The sequence below is a fragment of the Algoriphagus sp. oki45 genome, from assembly GCF_036245605.1.
Classification (GTDB): domain Bacteria; phylum Bacteroidota; class Bacteroidia; order Cytophagales; family Cyclobacteriaceae; genus Algoriphagus.
Window position 1 is genome coordinate 563,587 of record NZ_BTPC01000001.1, and the last position, 17,175, is coordinate 580,761.

Annotated in this window: 11 protein-coding genes; 8 read left to right on the plus strand and 3 right to left on the minus strand. The window is 44.3% G+C overall.

The window, feature by feature from the left end; translation table 11 throughout:
- The first annotated feature begins 19 nt into the window (after positions 1-19).
- From AAA942_RS02470 to AAA942_RS02505, 8 genes are all read left to right on the plus strand, one after another.
- Positions 20-1,426: an Ig-like domain-containing protein gene (locus AAA942_RS02470; protein ID WP_338218645.1), complete on the plus strand. Its 1,407-nt coding sequence runs from the start codon at positions 20-22 to the stop codon at positions 1,424-1,426.
- A 34-nt stretch (positions 1,427-1,460) separates the two neighbouring features.
- Positions 1,461-2,288 (plus strand): glycoside hydrolase family 16 protein, encoded by an 828-nt coding sequence (locus tag AAA942_RS02475; protein ID WP_338218646.1) that lies wholly within the window; start codon positions 1,461-1,463, stop codon positions 2,286-2,288.
- A gap of 25 nt (positions 2,289-2,313) precedes the next feature.
- Positions 2,314-4,812 carry an immunoglobulin-like domain-containing protein gene (locus AAA942_RS02480; RefSeq protein WP_338218647.1) on the plus strand — a complete coding sequence of 833 codons (2,499 nt, stop codon included), beginning with the start codon at positions 2,314-2,316 and terminating at the stop codon, positions 4,810-4,812.
- An 81-nt stretch (positions 4,813-4,893) separates the two neighbouring features.
- On the plus strand, positions 4,894-8,349 hold the full coding sequence (locus AAA942_RS02485) for a hypothetical protein (RefSeq protein ID WP_338218648.1): 3,456 nt from the start codon (positions 4,894-4,896) through the stop codon (positions 8,347-8,349).
- A 21-nt stretch (positions 8,350-8,370) separates the two neighbouring features.
- On the plus strand, positions 8,371-10,137 hold the full coding sequence (locus AAA942_RS02490) for a glycoside hydrolase family 3 protein (RefSeq protein ID WP_338218649.1): 1,767 nt from the start codon (positions 8,371-8,373) through the stop codon (positions 10,135-10,137).
- Between the two features lie 12 nt (positions 10,138-10,149).
- The gene (locus AAA942_RS02495) at positions 10,150-11,418 is read left to right on the plus strand and encodes a glycosyl hydrolase family 17 (protein WP_338218650.1); all 1,269 of its coding nucleotides are present in this window, start codon (positions 10,150-10,152) and stop codon (positions 11,416-11,418) included.
- 42 nt (positions 11,419-11,460) lie between these two features.
- A complete protein-coding gene (locus tag AAA942_RS02500) occupies positions 11,461-13,806 on the plus strand; it encodes an MFS transporter (protein WP_338218651.1) in 2,346 nt (781 codons plus the stop codon).
- Between the two features lie 5 nt (positions 13,807-13,811).
- A complete protein-coding gene (locus AAA942_RS02505) occupies positions 13,812-14,696 on the plus strand; it encodes a glycoside hydrolase family 17 protein (protein WP_338218652.1) in 885 nt (294 codons plus the stop codon).
- Positions 14,697-14,735: 39 nt separating this feature from the next.
- Here AAA942_RS02505 and AAA942_RS02510 read toward each other — a convergent pair whose 3' ends face one another.
- Genes AAA942_RS02510 through AAA942_RS02520 form a run of 3 tightly spaced genes read right to left on the minus strand, consistent with a single transcriptional unit; the run spans position 14,736 to position 17,167 of the window.
- Complete coding sequence (locus AAA942_RS02510; protein ID WP_338218653.1) at positions 14,736-15,068, minus strand: nucleotidyltransferase domain-containing protein; 333 nt, start codon at positions 15,066-15,068, stop codon at positions 14,736-14,738.
- Complete coding sequence (locus tag AAA942_RS02515; protein WP_338218654.1) at positions 15,043-15,492, minus strand: nucleotidyltransferase substrate binding protein; 450 nt, start codon at positions 15,490-15,492, stop codon at positions 15,043-15,045. Before AAA942_RS02515 ends, AAA942_RS02510 begins: the two co-directional genes overlap by 26 nt.
- Before the next feature lie 43 nt (positions 15,493-15,535).
- Complete coding sequence (locus AAA942_RS02520) at positions 15,536-17,167, minus strand: M1 family metallopeptidase (RefSeq protein ID WP_338218655.1); 1,632 nt, start codon at positions 17,165-17,167, stop codon at positions 15,536-15,538.
- Between the last annotated feature and the right edge of the window lie 8 nt (positions 17,168-17,175).

The window sequence follows — 17,175 nt, forward strand, 5'->3', positions numbered from 1 at the left end:
CAGTTTGAACAGAATGGACATGAAAAATATAAATATATACCTTTTTAGTATCCTGTTGATTTTTAGCACAATAGGATGTGTAAGAGAAGAGTTTGAAGATCTCCCAAGGGCGAGATACAGCAGAACAGCCGATATTTTCACAGATAATTTTGTGGGATTGGGTACCGATTTCTACTTTCCTTACCAAGGGGCAAAGCCAAATGTATTTTCGGTAGATGACAACGAAAGATATAAAGGTACCTCCTCCATACGAATCGATGTCCCTGATGCCAATGATCCTGCTGGAAACTTCGCAGGGGCAATATTCCGAATCGATGGTGCAGGCAGGGATTTGCAGGATTTCAATGCTTTGACTTTTTGGGCGAGAGCTAGTCAGGCGGCCACTATTTCTGAAATAGGTTTTGGTCAAGACTTTATAGGTGATACCTACAGGGCTTTCAGGACAAATGTCCAATTTTCTACCAATTGGCAGAAGTTTGTCATTCCTATTCCAGATCCATCCAAGCTTTTGGAGGAAAGAGGGGTTTTTCAGTTTGCTGCTGGAGGAATCGGTCCAGAAGGTGAAGAAGTAGGTTTTTCATTTTGGATTGATGAATTACGATTTGAAAACCTACCCTCCTTAGCTCAGCCCCTACCCAGAATTTTGAATGGAGAAAATCAAACCGTCAACTCCTTCAATGGGGTTACTTTTCCAGTGACTGGAACCAGCTTAATCATGAATAATGATGGGACAGACCTATCGGTGGTAGCTGCCCCCTCCTATTTCAATTTTAGATCTTCCAATTCCAGTGTTGCCACAGTCAATGCCTTTGGAGAGGTTGCTGTTCTTAGTTCTGGAAGTTCTACAATCACAGCTACTCTTGGATCATCAGACACTCCAATAAACGCCCTCGGTTCACTAACTGTTATTTCCGATGGACCATTTTTGGGAGCTCCTATCCCACCGGCAAGGAATTCAGGAAATGTAGTTTCCATATTCAGCGATGCCTATACCAATGTGCAGGTAGACAATTACAATGGCTTCTTTCAGTTTGCGACTACCCAAGGAGGGCTTACCTCGATAGCAGGAGAAAATATTCTGAGCTACACCAATCTCAATTTTGTAAGTGTGAACATGTTTAATTCTCCGGATGTGAATGCCTCAGCGATGACTCATTTGCATCTGGATATCAATGTGAGGGAAAATGTAGATCCGGGAGATTTTATTCGTGTTCAGATCATCAATAACAATGGTCCGGGTGAAACTTCAGGAGCAGTGAATTTGGCGAACTACAAACCGCTTTTGTCTGAGGAGTGGGTGAGTTACGATATCCCTCTAAGTGATTTTACCGGTTTGGGAACTCCCAACGATGTGGACCTGATCTTTTTCGTATCAGACGGGACCATTTCCAACATTTTTATAGACAATATTTATTTCTATAGATAATCAGTTCTATAGCTAAAATAAACCAAGAAAGATCATGAGTAAAACACATAAACTAGTAAAGGCAATTCTCTTCCTTTCTGTGGGGATGATCATGTTAAGTGCCTGTACGGAAACCAATGAATTGCCAGACAGAGGCTACACTTTGGTCTGGTCGGATGAGTTTGACGGGACTACGGGAGATCCGCCTAATCCTGAAAACTGGACTTTTGATATTGGAACAGGAACGGATGGCTGGGGAAACAACGAACTCCAATATTACACCGACCGGACAGAAAATATACATATTGACGGTCGTGGGAACTTGGTTATCAAAGCGATCAATGAACCCTTTGCAGGCAGAAATTATACTTCTGCCCGGATTACGACCAAAGGTTTGAGAGAATTTCGTTTTGGCAGAATTGAAGCCCGAATTAAGACTCCATTCGGGCAGGGACTTTGGCCGGCATTCTGGATGCTGGGATCAAATATTGATGGCGTCGGGTGGCCTCAAACAGGCGAGATTGACATCATGGAGCTCAGAGGACAGCAACCCAGTACAGTTTTGGGTTCCGTTCATGGTCCAGGTTATTCGGCAGGAAATGCAATTACCACAGCCTTCCAGCTCTTTGATGGAAGATTTGACACTGAATTTCATGTCTTTGCGATCGAATGGGGTTCTGATTTCATCGACTTCTTTGTAGATGATAGACTTTATAAAAGATTGACTCCTGCAGATATTCCTGCTGGTTCAGAGTGGGTTTTTGATAGGCATTTTTTCCTTCTATTGAATGTGGCAGTAGGCGGAAATTTTGTGGGTTCTCCTTCTCCAAATACTCGTTTTCCACAGACCATGCTCATTGACTATGTCCGAGTATATCAGTAATTAATCACATTAAACCTAAATGAAAATGACTAGGAAATATAGAATCGATCTTTTACTAAGTTTTTTGGTACTCGGATCATTGATCTTCACTTTAGGCTGTACGGAAGATGAATTAGTCATCCCGCCACCTACTGCAGGCTTTACTTATGCCATTGATTCAGAAACTGGTGGGATTGTTACTTTCAACAATACCTCTGAGGATGCGGAAACTTTTCAGTGGGATTTTGGTGATGGCACGTTTTCCACTTTAAGTAATCCTCGGAAAATCTACATGGAGAGCGGAACCTATGATGTCAGTCTGGTCGCCACCAATGCAGGAGGTTCTGATGAAGACAAACAAACCATAACTATTGAGCTAAAAACTATCATCACTGACGAGGACCCTCCGGTGATTACTCTCTTAGGAGAATCATCCATCGAACTTGAAATTGGAGATGAATTTACCGATCCGGGAGCTACCGCAAATGATGAAGTGGACGGGGATGTTTCGGCAAATATTGTCGTGACCGGTGAGGTAAACCGCTTCCAGCCGGGTGAATATGTGCTAGCCTATAATGTGACCGATGCGGCAGGAAATGTGGCCGAAGAAGTGACCCGTACAGTAAAAGTCAACTATGATCAAGGCGTGCTGGTCAACGGTGACTTCGAAAACGGCACAACCGGTTGGATAGGCAATGGTCTTGAAGTCAGAGAAGAAGGAGGAAATTCCTTCTCATTTACCAATGTAACAACAGCAGGCAACCCATTTGATGTCAATATCAGTCAAGTATTGCCAATCAGAGCTGGAAACAAATACAGACTTTCTTTCAATGCGGTTACAGACCAAGCAGATGGAAGAACATTGCTGGCAGGAATTGGCTTGAATGAAGCCCCATTTACCAATGTCACTCAGGAATTTGAGCTAACGAATGAAATCCAGCGATTCAGCGCCGAGTTTACTGCCAATTTTGACAGTGACAATAGCCGGGTGATTTTTGATATGGGTGCCGATGTGGGTGTGGTTGTTTTGGACAACGTCTCCTTGGAGCTCCTTTCTCAGAGCATCACCGCGCTACCAATCGATTTTGAAAATGTAGAAGTTCAAACTACCGCTTTCAACGGTGCAGCCTTTGCAGTGGTCAATGACCCTACGAATGCCAACAACAAAGTGGGAAAAATCACCAACTCTGGGGCAGAATTTGAAGGCATGTTCTTTTCGCTCTCTACACCGGTTAATTTCAGTAATGGAAAAATAATCACTATGCGGTTCAACACGGCTACTGCTGGGGTTCCGGTATTGATGAAGTTTGAAAGCGGAACTGCTGACCCTATAGAAATTTCTGTAGAGGCCACAGAGACTGGCTGGCAAGAACTTACTTTTGATTTTGGCAATGCTACGGGCACTTATTCCCAACTTACACTCTTTGTGGACGGACCTGGAACCGCTGCAGGGGATTTCTTTATCGATGATATTGCCCAGTCTGATGGTGGTGGTTCTGGAGGTGGATCGGGTTGCGATGGACCGGCAGTAGCTGCAGTTGGCTTCCCAGTTACTTTTGAAACCTGCGAATCCTTCATCAGTACCTTCTTTGGCGAGGGTAGCTTGACGACAGAACTGGCTCCTAACCCATCCAAATCCGGCACCAACAATTCAGACAATTCACTAAAGGTTGTAAAGGCAGCCGGAACGAACCGTTGGGCTGGATTCCAAAATGCTTTTGCTGAAAACTTCAATACCAGCCAAACTTTGAAACTCAAGGTCTATTCCTCCAAGCCTGATGCGGTGATCAGATTTGAGTTGAATAGTGAGCCTCAGCCGCCAGGTTCTGGCAATCCTCCTCCACAGTTCCGAACTGTAGGACCGGCAAATACTTGGGTGGAACTAGAAGTGGTCTTTACCGACATTCCGGGCTCAAATACGGGCTTGAATCAATTGGTCATCAAGCCGGACAATCCTGAGGGTACAGATGGAACCTTGACCAGTGCCACCGAAACCTACTATTTCGATGATATCCGATGGGAAGGAGCTGGTGGACCGGGCGGAACGAGTGATGCGTTTTTCATTGATGAGTTCAATTCTGAAAATGCGCTTGAAAAATGGGCCCGCTTGGCCAATGCAGATAACAATCCAAACGCCACCGTGACCTACAGTGCTGATGGCGGAGTCGGAGGTTCGGGTGCCATTTTACTCACTTTGAACGATCCTGCTGGAGGAGCATACATTTTCAGGTACACCAATCCAACGGTTGACTATGAAGGCAATGCCAATATCCGCGTAAGCTATGATGCCAAAGTGGTGACTCCTGTGACAGGTTCGGCCTTGCACATGCAAACTCAAGTACCAAATCCCGGAGGAGGTGTAATTACCACCAATACATTTGATACACAGAATTCGATTAATAACACCACATTTACTACAATTGTCCAAGATATTGATGCTATTGACCCGGCGGGTACTTTGTTTATCCTTGACTTCAATTTTGCTACTGGCGGAGGTGGCGCGGGTGCAGTTTTGATCGATAATGTGCGGATAGAAAAAAGGTAATAAGCTAATTATTCGATTTCATTGGCGAACCGGATTGCAAAGTCCGGTTCGCTTCTCATAAATTCAATTGACACCCAATTTATGCAACAAAGCAACAGTGTTTCTGATCCTTTTCAGCAGGATGTACTTGAGACAGTCACGATCAATTCTGAAAAGTTTCTCAAAATCACCCATAGTGATCGGCTTCTCCCCTTTTTCATGAGTATCATCAGCCCTTCCAACCATTGGCTTTTTATTGGAAGTAATGGGGGAATCAGTGCTGGAAGAAAAGATCCTGAAAACGCCCTTTTCCCCTATTATACCGATGACAAAATCATCGAATCAGCTGAAATCACAGGATCCAAAACCATCATTCAGGTAGACAAAGACGGTAAACTTCAGATTTGGGAGCCCTTTTCCATTCACTTTGCCCATCAATACCGATTGAAAAGGAATCTTTACAAGAGTGTGTATGGAAACAAAATTCTGTTTGAAGAAGAGAATCTCGACCTCAACCTCAGCTTTCAATACCAATGGTCAAGCAGTGAGCAATTTGGGTTTGTAAAAACCAGTCGAATTATCAATACCTCTGAAAATCCGGTAAAAATCTCCTTTTTGGATGGGATCCAAAATATCATGCCACATGGCGTGGGCAGTGCCCTTCAAACTATGCGAAGCAATCTGGTGGATGCCTATAAACGAAACGAACTGGAGCCGGAAAGCGGAATCGGGATATTTGCCCTTAGTGCGATTATTGTTGATAAAGCCGAACCAAGTGAAGCACTCAAAGCCAGTGTTGCTTGGTCTTTGGGATTGGAAAAACCAACTCGTCTCCTCTCCTCCTCCCAGGTGGACGCGTTCCGAAAAGGAGGAGCACTTCAGCAGGAAGTGGATATCAAAGCTAAAAAAGGAGCCTATTTTGTGTCCTCGACGTTGAATCTGCAGCCCGGAGGGGAAAAGGAATGGATCATAGTAGCGGATATCAATCAGAATGTCTCTCAAATCCGAGCTTTGGCTCAAGCCATCAAAACTGACTCAGACCTGATTTCCAAAGTCAAAACTGATGTGGAGTTAGGCACCAAGGAGCTGATAAAGTTAAACGCAGCCTCGGATGCATTTCAGCTTACAGCTGATCCACTCAAAGATATTCGACACTTTGCCAATTCGATGTTTAACATCATGCGGGGCGGGATTTTTGACAATAATTACCTGATTGAAAAAGCAGACCTAAAAGGGAATATTCAAAATGCCAATCGGGAAGTGTTTTCCCGTCACCATGGAAGCTTGGATGCCCTGCCAGCACAATTTCCCATAGCTACGGTAAAGCACCTCGCTCAGCAATCCCATGACGCGGATTTCAGACGACTCTGCTTAGAGTATTTACCGTTGAAATTCAGTCGAAGACACGGAGACCCAAGCCGGCCTTGGAATCATTTTTCGATCAATACCAAAAATGAAGCCGATGGCTCCAAAGTTCTGGACTACGCCGGAAACTGGAGGGATATTTTCCAAAACTGGGAAGCCTTGGCCCTCTCCTATCCCGAGTTCATCGAAGGGATGATATTAAAGTTCCTAAATGCCTCAACATTTGATGGTTATAATCCCTACCGGATTACCAAAAACGGGATAGATTGGGAACGAATCGAGGCAGATGACCCATGGTCTTACATCGGCTATTGGGGAGATCATCAGATCATCTACCTGTTGAAATTCCTCGAATTTGCGGAGAATTACGCCCCCGGTAGATTGGCCCAGTACTTCAGCGAGGACATTTTTGTCTATGCGAATGTCCCTTACAAAATCAAACCCTATGAGGACATTCTGAAAAATCCCAAGGACACCATTGACTTTGACCATCACTTGGATCAAAAGATTCAGAAGCGTTGGTCCACCTTAGGTTCGGATGCTGCCTTGATCCAAAACCAAACCGGAGCCATTCATCAGGTCAACTTTTTGGAAAAAATCCTGGCCTCTGTACTGGCCAAAATCTCCAACTTCATTCCTGAAGGTGGTATCTGGATGAACACGCAACGGCCTGAATGGAACGATGCCAACAATGCCTTGGTAGGAAATGGCGTCTCCATGGTGACTTTGTATTATTTGAGGAGGTTTTTGAGCTTTTTCAGCGAAATACTTAAAGACAGTCCTGCCAAGGAGACTCAAGTCTCAGCCGAATTGATGGATTTTTTCCAGGAAACAGTCCAAGCGCTTCAATCCCACAGCCATTTGCTTGCAGGAAAATTTACCGATAAAGACCGAAAAAGAGTCTTGGACAAATTGGGAATGGCTGCTAGCCGATACCGTGCAAAAATCTACCAAAACTCCTTCAGCAGCGAGAAAAAGAAGCTTTCCACTCAGGTCTTGATTGACTTTTCAATTTTGGCCAATAGCTATCTCGAGCATACCATCGAAGCCAATAAGCGTGCAGATGAGCTTTATCATGCCTATAACTTGATGACGGTGGAGAATGAGGAGGAAGTTTCCATCTCCTATCTACCCGAAATGATTGAAGGGCAAGTTGCCGCGCTGAGCTCGGGATACCTGAGTTCGGAGCAGGTGTTACGGACTTTGGATGCACTTCGGAGCAGCAAACTTTATCGGGAGGATCAAAACAGCTACCTGCTTTACCCGAATAAGGAATTGCCGGGATTTTTGGAGAGAAATACCATTCCAAAAGAAGATGTTCAACAATCAACCCTTTTGAAAAGCTTGCTAGAAAAAGGAAACAAAAGCATCATTGAACAGGATGTGGATGGAAATTTCCATTTCAACGGCAATTTCAAAAATGCCTCAGACCTGACCAGGGCCTTAGAAAATCTGGATTCTCGTGAGTTTTCAATTACCGATTCAGCTAAAAAGGAATCCCTTCAGATTTTTGAAAAAGTGTTTAATCACAAAGCCTTTACCGGCCGTTCGGGTACTTTCTACGGCTATGAAGGACTGGGGTCAATTTATTGGCATATGGTCTCCAAGCTTCAGTTGGCTGTGTGGGAATGTTGTGAAAAAGCCTATGCCGAAAACGCCTCCCAAGAGATTCTAAACGGACTCATTGATCATTATTATGAAATCAATGAAGGCATCGGGGTGCACAAATCTCCAAGCGTTTATGGTGCTTTCTCTACAGATCCCTATTCACACACACCGGCGGGAAAAGGTGCTCAGCAGCCTGGAATGACAGGACAAGTCAAGGAAGATATCATTTCAAGATTTGGGGAACTGGGAGTACATATTCAGGATGGAAAGCTTGTATTTCAGCCTTTTATGTTGAAGAGATCTGAATTTTTAACCGAGGGTCAAGTTTTCAAATACGTGGATTTACATGGGCAAATGGCTGAATTTCCGGTCTCAGAAAATTCCCTTTGCTTTACCTTCTGCCAAGTTCCGGTAGTCTATGAATTAGCCGGGAAAAAAGGAATCGAAGTCATTTCAGCGAATGGAGCAAAAACCGCTTTTGAAAACACACTAACCCTGGATAAGGCGACGAGTGGGAAAATTTTTACCCGAACCGGGGAGATTCAAAGAGTGAACGTATTCCTCAATCACGACTCAATTAAGTAACCGACCCATAAAAATCGGATTATGGCAAAAAAATTCAATCTGGATCCTGAAGTAGAGGAGAAAATCGAGAAGCTGATCAGTCAGATGACCTTGGAGGAGAAAATCGGTCAGATGTCTCAGGTCCGGCATTTTGATGATATCAGCCCCGAGGATATCCAAACCAAATTCATTGGTTCGGTGATCCATACCCAAGGTCCTGTGCCCGGAAATACGGCTGAAGAATGGCAATCAAAATTCACCGAACTGCAAAAGCAAGCGCTTTCTACCCGACTTGGGATTCCGCTCATTTTCGGAATAGATGCTGTGCATGGACAGAATACCTTTGAAGGGGCGACTATTTTCCCTCACAATATCGGTTTGGGAGCTGCAAGGAGTACCGATTTGGTGACAAAAGCCGCTGCCATCACAGCCATTGAATCCAAGGCCACTGGTTTCAATTGGGTTTTTTCACCCTGTGTTGCTATTCCGATGAATGAAAAATGGGGACGGGTTTACGAAGCTTTTTCTGAAAGCACCGAACTCACCACCGAACTAACTCAGGCCTCTGTGATCGGCCATCAGGAGAAAATCGGAAATATGGGTGTCATGGCCACGGCCAAGCACTTCATTGGCGATGGAGCTACTGACTTCGGTGTGGAAGGAGGAAATACTTCCTTAAGTCGGGAAGAAGTGGTGGACCGTTTACTCCCACCCTATCAAGCTGCCGTGGATGCCGGAGTTGCTTCGATAATGGCTTCCTTCAATACTCTAGATGGGCTCCCCATGCATGCGCACAAGGCTTTGATTACTGATTTGCTCAAAGTCCAACTCGGATTTGAAGGTATTGTCGTCTCAGACTGGAAGGCGTATTCCCGCTTTGGTCAAAATGATATCATCAATGCCGGCATCGACATGGTCATGGCCGTGGATGGTGATTTGGATGGGTTTCAGGAGGGAGTAAAAAATGGAGTTTTGGACGGAAGCATTGCCGAGGAGCGAATCAATGACGCGGTCAGAAGGATTTTGAAACAGAAATTCCGCTTTGGTCTCTTCGAAAATCCCTTTCCTGACAAAAGCCTAATCAATGCAATCGGGATTTCTGAACATCGGTCAGTAGCAAGGCAAGCTGTCCGAGAATCTCTGGTTCTTTTGAAAAATGAAAATCAAGCACTCCCCCTCAAGCGAACCTCCAAAATAGTCGTCGTTGGTGAGTTTGCGGATAATTCGGGTCTGCAATCCGGTGGCTGGACAGTCAACTGGCAGGGTACTACCGAAAATTACCAAGGCGCAACCACCATTTTGCAAGGCATCAAAAAGTTTGCACTGCATGAGGTAAAATACGATCCGGACGGAACAGCAGAAGCGGAGGATGTGGATGTGGCGGTCATCGTGGTCGGGGAAAAGCCCTATGCAGAGTTTTTCGGGGATATCGGAGGAGAAATGAACCTCTTTCAGCTCACGCTCACCGAAGCCCATCAGCAATTGATTGAGACCTATACTAAAAAAGGAATCAAAACCGTAGTGGTCCTTATATCCGGTAGGCCTTTGGTCGTTACCCCACAATTAGAGCAAAGTGACGCCTTTGTGGCAGCCTGGCTACCCGGGTCCGAAGGTGACGGAATTGCCGAGGTGCTCTTTGGATTCTTTGATTTCAAGGGAAAACTGCCTCATTCCTGGCCAAAATCAGCGGAAGACTACCAAGGAAAATTTGGTCCGAATCATTGGGATGAATCCATATCCCCCCTCTTTCCCCTTGGATTTGGATTGACTTATAAACCAGATAATCAAATCAATAGTCAATCTTTCTAGACTATACTAGCCATGAAAAAATCTCATTTACACTTATTGAGCATAGGAATAGCCGCTTGGGCAGCTTTTTCCTGTAATGAAAAATCAACAGAAGATCAATCAACTAACAGTAAAGAAGTGACAGCAAAAGAAATTTTAGGAAATCCCGAATACCAAGCCATATCCTATGAAGGCTATCGTGCCAAATCCAGAGAGATCCAACCCAGCATTGCCCAGCTAAAAGAGGATTTGAAAATTCTTTCTGCCATGAATATTAAGGTTCTCAGAACCTACAATGTCCAATTTGCGCATGCCTCCAATCTTTTAAAAGCGATCAGCGAGTTAAAATCGGAGGATAAATCCTTCGAAATGTATGTGATGCTGGGAGCATGGATTGATTGTCAAAATGCATGGACAGATTTAGAGCCAAACCATGAGGTAGAGAGTGAGCAAAATGCCGGAGAAATAGACCGTGCAGTGGCTTTGGTCAATCAGTATCCGGACATTGTAAAAGTGCTAGCAGTAGGAAATGAAGCCATGGTTAAGTGGGCCACAAGCTATTTTGTTCAGCCTGCAGTAATTCTTAAATGGGTAAACCACCTTCAATCTCTCAAAAAAGAAGGAAAACTTCCCAAAGGCCTTTGGATTACCAGTTCGGATGATTTCGCCTCTTGGGGTGGTGGGGATCCTCTTTACCATACGGAAGACCACGCTAAACTGGCCAAAGCAGTAGATTACATTTCAATGCATACCTATCCGTATCACAATTCTCACTACAACCCCAATTTCTGGAGAGTGCCAATAGAGGAATCCAAATGGTCGGAAATAGAAAAAGTCGACGCTGCGATGATCAGAGCAGTAGACTTTGCCAAATCTCAGTACGATTCAGTAAAAAATTACATGAAAAGCATTGGGGTGAATAAGCCTATCCATATTGGAGAAACGGGCTGGGCATCGGTTTCGGATGGTCTCTACGGACCGGAGGGCTCTCATGCCACAGATGAATACAAGCAAGCCCGCTACTACCAGCTAATGCGAGAATGGACCAATGAGGCAGGCATATCCTGTTTTTATTTCGAAGGATTCAATGAACCTTGGAAAGATGCTAACAATCCTATTGGCTCTGAAAACCATTTTGGCCTGTTCACCGAGACAGGTCAGGCAAAATATGTTCTTTGGGATTTGGTCGATCAAGGAGTCTTCAAGGACCTGACCCGCGATGGAAATCCAATCACCAAGACCTTCGATGGAAACAAAGAAAGCATGCTAAAAACTGTTTTGGCCCCGCCTGCAAATTATTAATCAACCTATTTTCAAACCAATTAACCACCAAAACCCAAAACTATGTCAACCAAGACCACTACTGTGCCGATGGGGCAAAAGATCGCCTTCGGCGTGGGTATGTTAGCCAATCAAATGTTTCCTGCGTCCCTTGGAATTTTCATGGTGGTGCTTGTGCAAAATCTTGGCTTTCCCGGCTGGATGTGGGGAATCGTATATTTCCTTCCCAGAGTCCTCGATGCCGTAACCGACCCGATCATGGGTTTCATCTCTGACAACACCAGATCCACCTGGGGAAGACGAAGGCAATACGTTTTCCTAGGTGCCATCGTGATGGGAGTAACCTTCTCCGTCATGTGGCAGCTGTACGGAGAAAATAGCGTGAATTACAATTTCATCTATTTCCTTTTGGGCTCCTTCGCCTTCTATATCGGCCTGACCATATTCAGTGTTCCCTATGTGGCCATGGGCTATGAGATGAGTGAGGATTTTCATGAGCGAACTCAGATTATGGCAATTGCGCAGTGGATTGGACAGTGGGCCTGGGTAATAGCCCCTTGGTTTTGGGTGATCATGTATGAACCCAGCTGGTTTCCGAGTCCGGAGGCGGCTACCCGTCAACTGGCCGTTTGGGTGGGTATCATCTTCGCGATTTGTGCCATGGTGCCGGCCATTTTCATCCCCAGCAAATCTACCAAAAACGAGAATTTCTCTCCCCTCACTTTCAATGCCATCGGAGATAGTGTTTCCCAGATTGTCAGAGGGTTTAAAGAGGCTTTCTCCTCGACTCCGTTCCGAAAGCTGTGTATTTCTACCTTCTTCATTTTCAATGCATTCAATACGGTAGCGGGCTTCGTGTTCTTCATTGTGGTTTGGCATTTGTTCAATGGAGATGCAGGGGCAGCTGGATATTGGACCCCGATCTTTGGCAGTGTAGGTGCTTTGGTCACCACCTTTATCGTAATTCCTATTGTAGCCCGGATGTCCAAGAAGATCGGGAAAAAGAACGCCTTCATGGTATCTCAGGGGATCGCTTTGATAGGCTACACTTCGCTTTGGTTTTTGTTTGTACCGGGCAAGCCCTGGATGTTTATCTTTTCTCTGCCTTTCCATTCCTTCGGAATTGGAAGTTTGTTTGTGCTGATGATGTCCATGACTGCGGATGTCATTGATCTGGACGAATTGAACTACGGTGTGCGCCGGGAAGGGGTATTTGGGGCTATTTATTGGTACATGGTCAAGTTTGGTTTTGCAATAGCCGGCGGTTTGAGCGGGGTGATTTTGACTGTAGTCGGATTCGATGGCAATGCTGCCGTACAGCCGGAAGGGGCAGTAACTGGACTGAGATTGTTTTTTTCCGGTCTGCCCATGTTAGGAACCATCATAGCCATGTATCTCATGCATGACTACGATGTAGATGAAGCCCGAGCAAATGAAATACGCGCTGAACTTCAAAAACGCAAAGCTGAAAAGCTCAGCCCCAAACCGGTTTATGCGTCCTATCAGGAAGGAAAATCCATCACCTTGGAAGATGCTGATAAGCAGGCAGTATCCGCTTTGCAAAGCAGGTTTGCAGGAAAATCAAAAGCTGAAATCAAATCCATCTTTGCTCAGACCTTAGATCAAGGGCTCCACGGGCTTTGTTTTAGTCCGTATCTCGAGGGTCAAAATATTGGAGATGCGCTATCGGCAGAGCAAATTCGACGTCGGATGGATATCATCTCTCCCTATACGCAGTGGGTTCGCTCCTTCTCCTGTACCGATGGCAATGAATTGATTCCGAACATCGCCAAAGAAAAAGGCTTGAAAACCATGGTGGGTGCCTGGCTGGGAACGGACAAGGCCAAAAATGAGGCAGAAATCGAGCAACTCATCCATCTGGGCAAGCAAGGTCTGGTAGATATCGCTGTGGTAGGAAATGAAGTACTCCTTCGTGGTGAACTCAGCGAAAAAGAGGTGTTGGATTATCTTCTTCGGGTCAAGGAATCCCTTCCAAAAGTCCCTGTAAGCTATGTGGATACCTACTACCAGCTTTCTCAACGACCTCAAATCGTAGAAGCTTGCGATGTGGTACTAGCCAACTGCTATCCATTTTGGGAAGGTTGCAACGTCGAAGAAGCACCGATCTATCTTCAGAAAATGTATCAAACCGCAAAAGGTGTAGCTCAGGGCAAGGAAGTCATTATCACCGAGACGGGCTGGCCAGACTCCGGTGAAAGTATGCATTCTGCGACTCCATCTCCGGAAAACGCCATGAAATACCTAATCGCATCCATTGAATGGGCTAAAAAGGAAAAAATTGCTTTATTCACCTTCTCGTCTTTTGATGAACCTTGGAAGGTCCATCATGAAGGGGAAGTAGGTCAGAGTTGGGGAATTTGGGATAAAAACGAAAACTTAAAATACTGATTACTATGTCATTTAATGCTGACAAAATTTTGGCACTTGCAGGGAAAAATCTGCAGGGTTTAAGCAAACAAGAACTTGCGGAATCATTCCGGGAAATCCTTGCTGAAGGAATGCATGGAATATGCATCAGTCCGTATGAAGAAGGACAAAAACCCGGTGACACGCTCACAGAGCAACAAATCCGGAGAAGATTGGAAATTCTCCGGCCCTATACTCAATGGATTCGCTCCTTCTCCTGTACGGAAGGAAATGAATTGATTCCTGTCATCGCCAAAGAAATGGGAATGAAGACGCTGGTCGGCGCTTGGTTGGGAAAAGATGACGAAATCAATCAGGCTGAGGTAGAAGGCCTGATCAAATTGGCAAAAGAAGGCTATGTGGATATTGCAGCGGTAGGGAATGAAGTCATGTACCGAAAGGACCTGACTGAAGATCAACTGTTGGAATTCATCGAAAGGGTGAAAAAGGAAATCCCCAAGATTCCGGTGGGCTATGTGGATGCCTATTACGAGTTTGAGCACCGTCCAAGGATCACCGAAGCTTGTGATGTAGTCCTTTCTAATTGCTATCCGTATTGGGAAGGTTGTGCTATGGAATATTCCCTGCTTTACATCAAGGACATGTACAATCGGGCTAAAAGAGCCGGAAATGGCAAACCTGTGATCATCACCGAGACAGGTTGGCCAAGCCAAGGCACTCCACTTTACGGGGCTGTACCTTCTGATGAAAACTTCATGAAATACTTCATCAATATCCAAACCTGGTCCAAGCTGGATGACATCCCGGTATTTTACTTTTCCTCATTTGATGAATCTTGGAAAGTCGGTGCCGAAGGCGATGTAGGTGCTTATTGGGGGATTTGGGATAAGGATGAAAAGTTGAAATATTAAAAGCTTTGAATGGCTACTCGGATTTGGGTAGCCATTTTTTCACCGTTCAAAAAACACAATTCCTACCTCGTTAATATGATCTAAGAGATCTTGATTTTTAATATGATGGAGTAATGAAATATCTATTTTGTATGGCATCATCAAATCGTCAAGTTCATTTTCTATCTCAAATTGTTTATCCAAAGTCAGGCTTTCTCCCTGAATAGTAAGATCAATATCTGAGTTAGGTCTCCAAGTACCCATGGCCCTCGAGCCGTACAATATGACTTTCTTGATTTTTCCCTGTTTGGAAAAAATCTCAATCATTCTTGTGATTTCTTCTTCGTCTAAACCTGAATTAGCAAGCTTAGAATAGGTTTCCTTGATTTCCACTTCGTTTGTCCTCCATTATAGATTGAAATTCCAAAAACGCTGGATAGTATAATTTTAGAATTTTTTCAAAAATTTCATCCGCGGTATCTTCATTGTAAGTATGTGAAGTCTTATTTCTACTATTGATCATATCCATCCACAATTTTCCATCAGTTATTAAATGAAGTTGAAAAGCTTCGCGGGTAGAATCACGACTTCCCCCAACCTCGAAATTCCCTTGAAATTCAGCATAGTCTTTCATTACATTCCAAGCAAGCTCATGGGTATATTCGAATCGTTGAATCAGACCTTCTTTTACAATTTCATCTAAGATAATATTTTCTTGCCCTTCTTTATTTGAGATATAGTTTATAGCCTCCGAAAGCTTTTTAAGTGCTTTATTGAAATTTTTAAACCTCTGTTGCCATCTTATGCCCTTTTCCATGGTCAATAATTTTAGGGTTATAATTTTTTGATAATGAAGATTATCACCTCATCTTCGCCACTCCCATATAATAATCCAAATCTACAGTCAAGTCTCCCACATCTTTTACCTGAATTTTACTCCAGCTTGCTTTTGGCTGAATTCGAACCTTTTCTCCTCCAATTTCCAAATCTACCGGCATGGTGAATGAAGGCAAACAGGAAATCCATCGGTAATTAAGTATCTGATCATCTGAGTAATAATACTCCAAAACCGGAATCCGAAAATCCCTTAAATATTGGTCAAAAACAGGTTTGAGATCCATGCCAAAGACCTGAGAAATATAGCTTTCCACCTGCTGAGTAGTCACGGTCTGATGGTAATACTCCTGATTCAAACCTCTCAGAATCTGCCTCCATTTTTCGTCATCGTTCAGGATTTCCCGAAGCATATTGAGCAGGTTACCCCCTTTGTAATACATATCTCCCGAACCCCGCTGATTGACTCCGTAAGTCCCAATAATGGGTCGATCGTTGGCGATATTTATTCGTGTACCTCGGACATATTCCTGTCCTGCCTCTTTTCCGTAGTGAAAATCCAAAAAGAGGCTTTCTGAGTAGTTGGTAAAGCTCTCGTGGATCCACATATCGGCCACATCCTTGTAGGTGATGTTATTGGCAAACCATTCGTGACCAGCTTCGTGGATGATAATAAAGTCAAACTTCAATCCCCAACCTGTTCCGCTCAAATCCCTTCCCCTATAGCCCATTTGGTAGCCATTACCATAGGTCACCGAGCTTTGATGCTCCATTCCGAGGTAAGGTGCATCGACCAGTTTGAAGCCGTCTTCATAAAACGGATAAGGCCCAAACCAATGCTCGAAAGCTTCCATCATACGTCGGGCATCTTTGAAATGGACTTTGGCTTTCTCTAAATTTTCTCTCAGGACAAAATAATCCATGTCCAGCGTGCCTTTTTCTCCCTCGAATTTTTCACCAAAATGAACGTAATCCCCGATGTTGATATTCACCCCATAATCATTGATAGGATTGGCTACAGACCAGTGATAAGTATTTTTACCCTCACCTATTTCGACTTCCACCAATCGCCCATTGGACACGTCCATTAATCCATCCGGAACTGTAACGCTGATCATTAGACTGTCTACCTCGTCCGCAGGATGGTCTTTGAGCGGCCACCAGATACTCGAACCGATTCCCTGGTTGGATGATGCGATAAAGGGTTTTCCATTGCTGTCCTTGGTCCAAGTAATTCCTCCATCCCAAGGAGGACGAATGGCTTCTTTGGGTTGCCCTTCGTAGGAAACAATCAACTCCTCAAAGTTTCCTGAAACCTGCTTTTTCTTCAAGGTCACAAAGTGAGCAGCACCTTCCCTTTTGAAATCCAGCTCCTCTCCTTCCTGAATTATGGAAGTGATTTTCAAAGGTTCCTGCAAATCCAACTGTAAAACCTGATTATCAGATAATACCTTGTATCGAATTGTATTTGAGCCTTTAATGGATTTGGTTTCGGGAAAAATTTCTACTGCCAAATGGTAGTGATTCAAGTCCCACCAAGCCCGTTCAGGAGTGATACTTCCACGTAATGTGTCAGCACGGGTGAAGGATTTTTGGGAGTAGCTTGGATTTATAGCAAGTACAACAAAAAGGATTACTGGAGCGATTAAGCGAATCATAAATTAGA

Coding starts and splice junctions, on each gene's coding strand:
- AAA942_RS02470 (WP_338218645.1), top strand. CDS start 20: ATGAAAAATATAAATATATACCTTTTTAGTATCCTGTTGATTTTTAGC.
- AAA942_RS02475 (WP_338218646.1), top strand. CDS start 1,461: ATGAGTAAAACACATAAACTAGTAAAGGCAATTCTCTTCCTTTCTGTG.
- AAA942_RS02480 (WP_338218647.1), top strand. CDS start 2,314: ATGACTAGGAAATATAGAATCGATCTTTTACTAAGTTTTTTGGTACTC.
- AAA942_RS02485 (WP_338218648.1), top strand. CDS start 4,894: ATGCAACAAAGCAACAGTGTTTCTGATCCTTTTCAGCAGGATGTACTT.
- AAA942_RS02490 (WP_338218649.1), top strand. CDS start 8,371: ATGGCAAAAAAATTCAATCTGGATCCTGAAGTAGAGGAGAAAATCGAG.
- AAA942_RS02495 (WP_338218650.1), top strand. CDS start 10,150: ATGAAAAAATCTCATTTACACTTATTGAGCATAGGAATAGCCGCTTGG.
- AAA942_RS02500 (WP_338218651.1), top strand. CDS start 11,461: ATGTCAACCAAGACCACTACTGTGCCGATGGGGCAAAAGATCGCCTTC.
- AAA942_RS02505 (WP_338218652.1), top strand. CDS start 13,812: ATGTCATTTAATGCTGACAAAATTTTGGCACTTGCAGGGAAAAATCTG.
- AAA942_RS02515 (WP_338218654.1), bottom strand. CDS start 15,492: ATGGAAAAGGGCATAAGATGGCAACAGAGGTTTAAAAATTTCAATAAA.
- AAA942_RS02520 (WP_338218655.1), bottom strand. CDS start 17,167: ATGATTCGCTTAATCGCTCCAGTAATCCTTTTTGTTGTACTTGCTATA.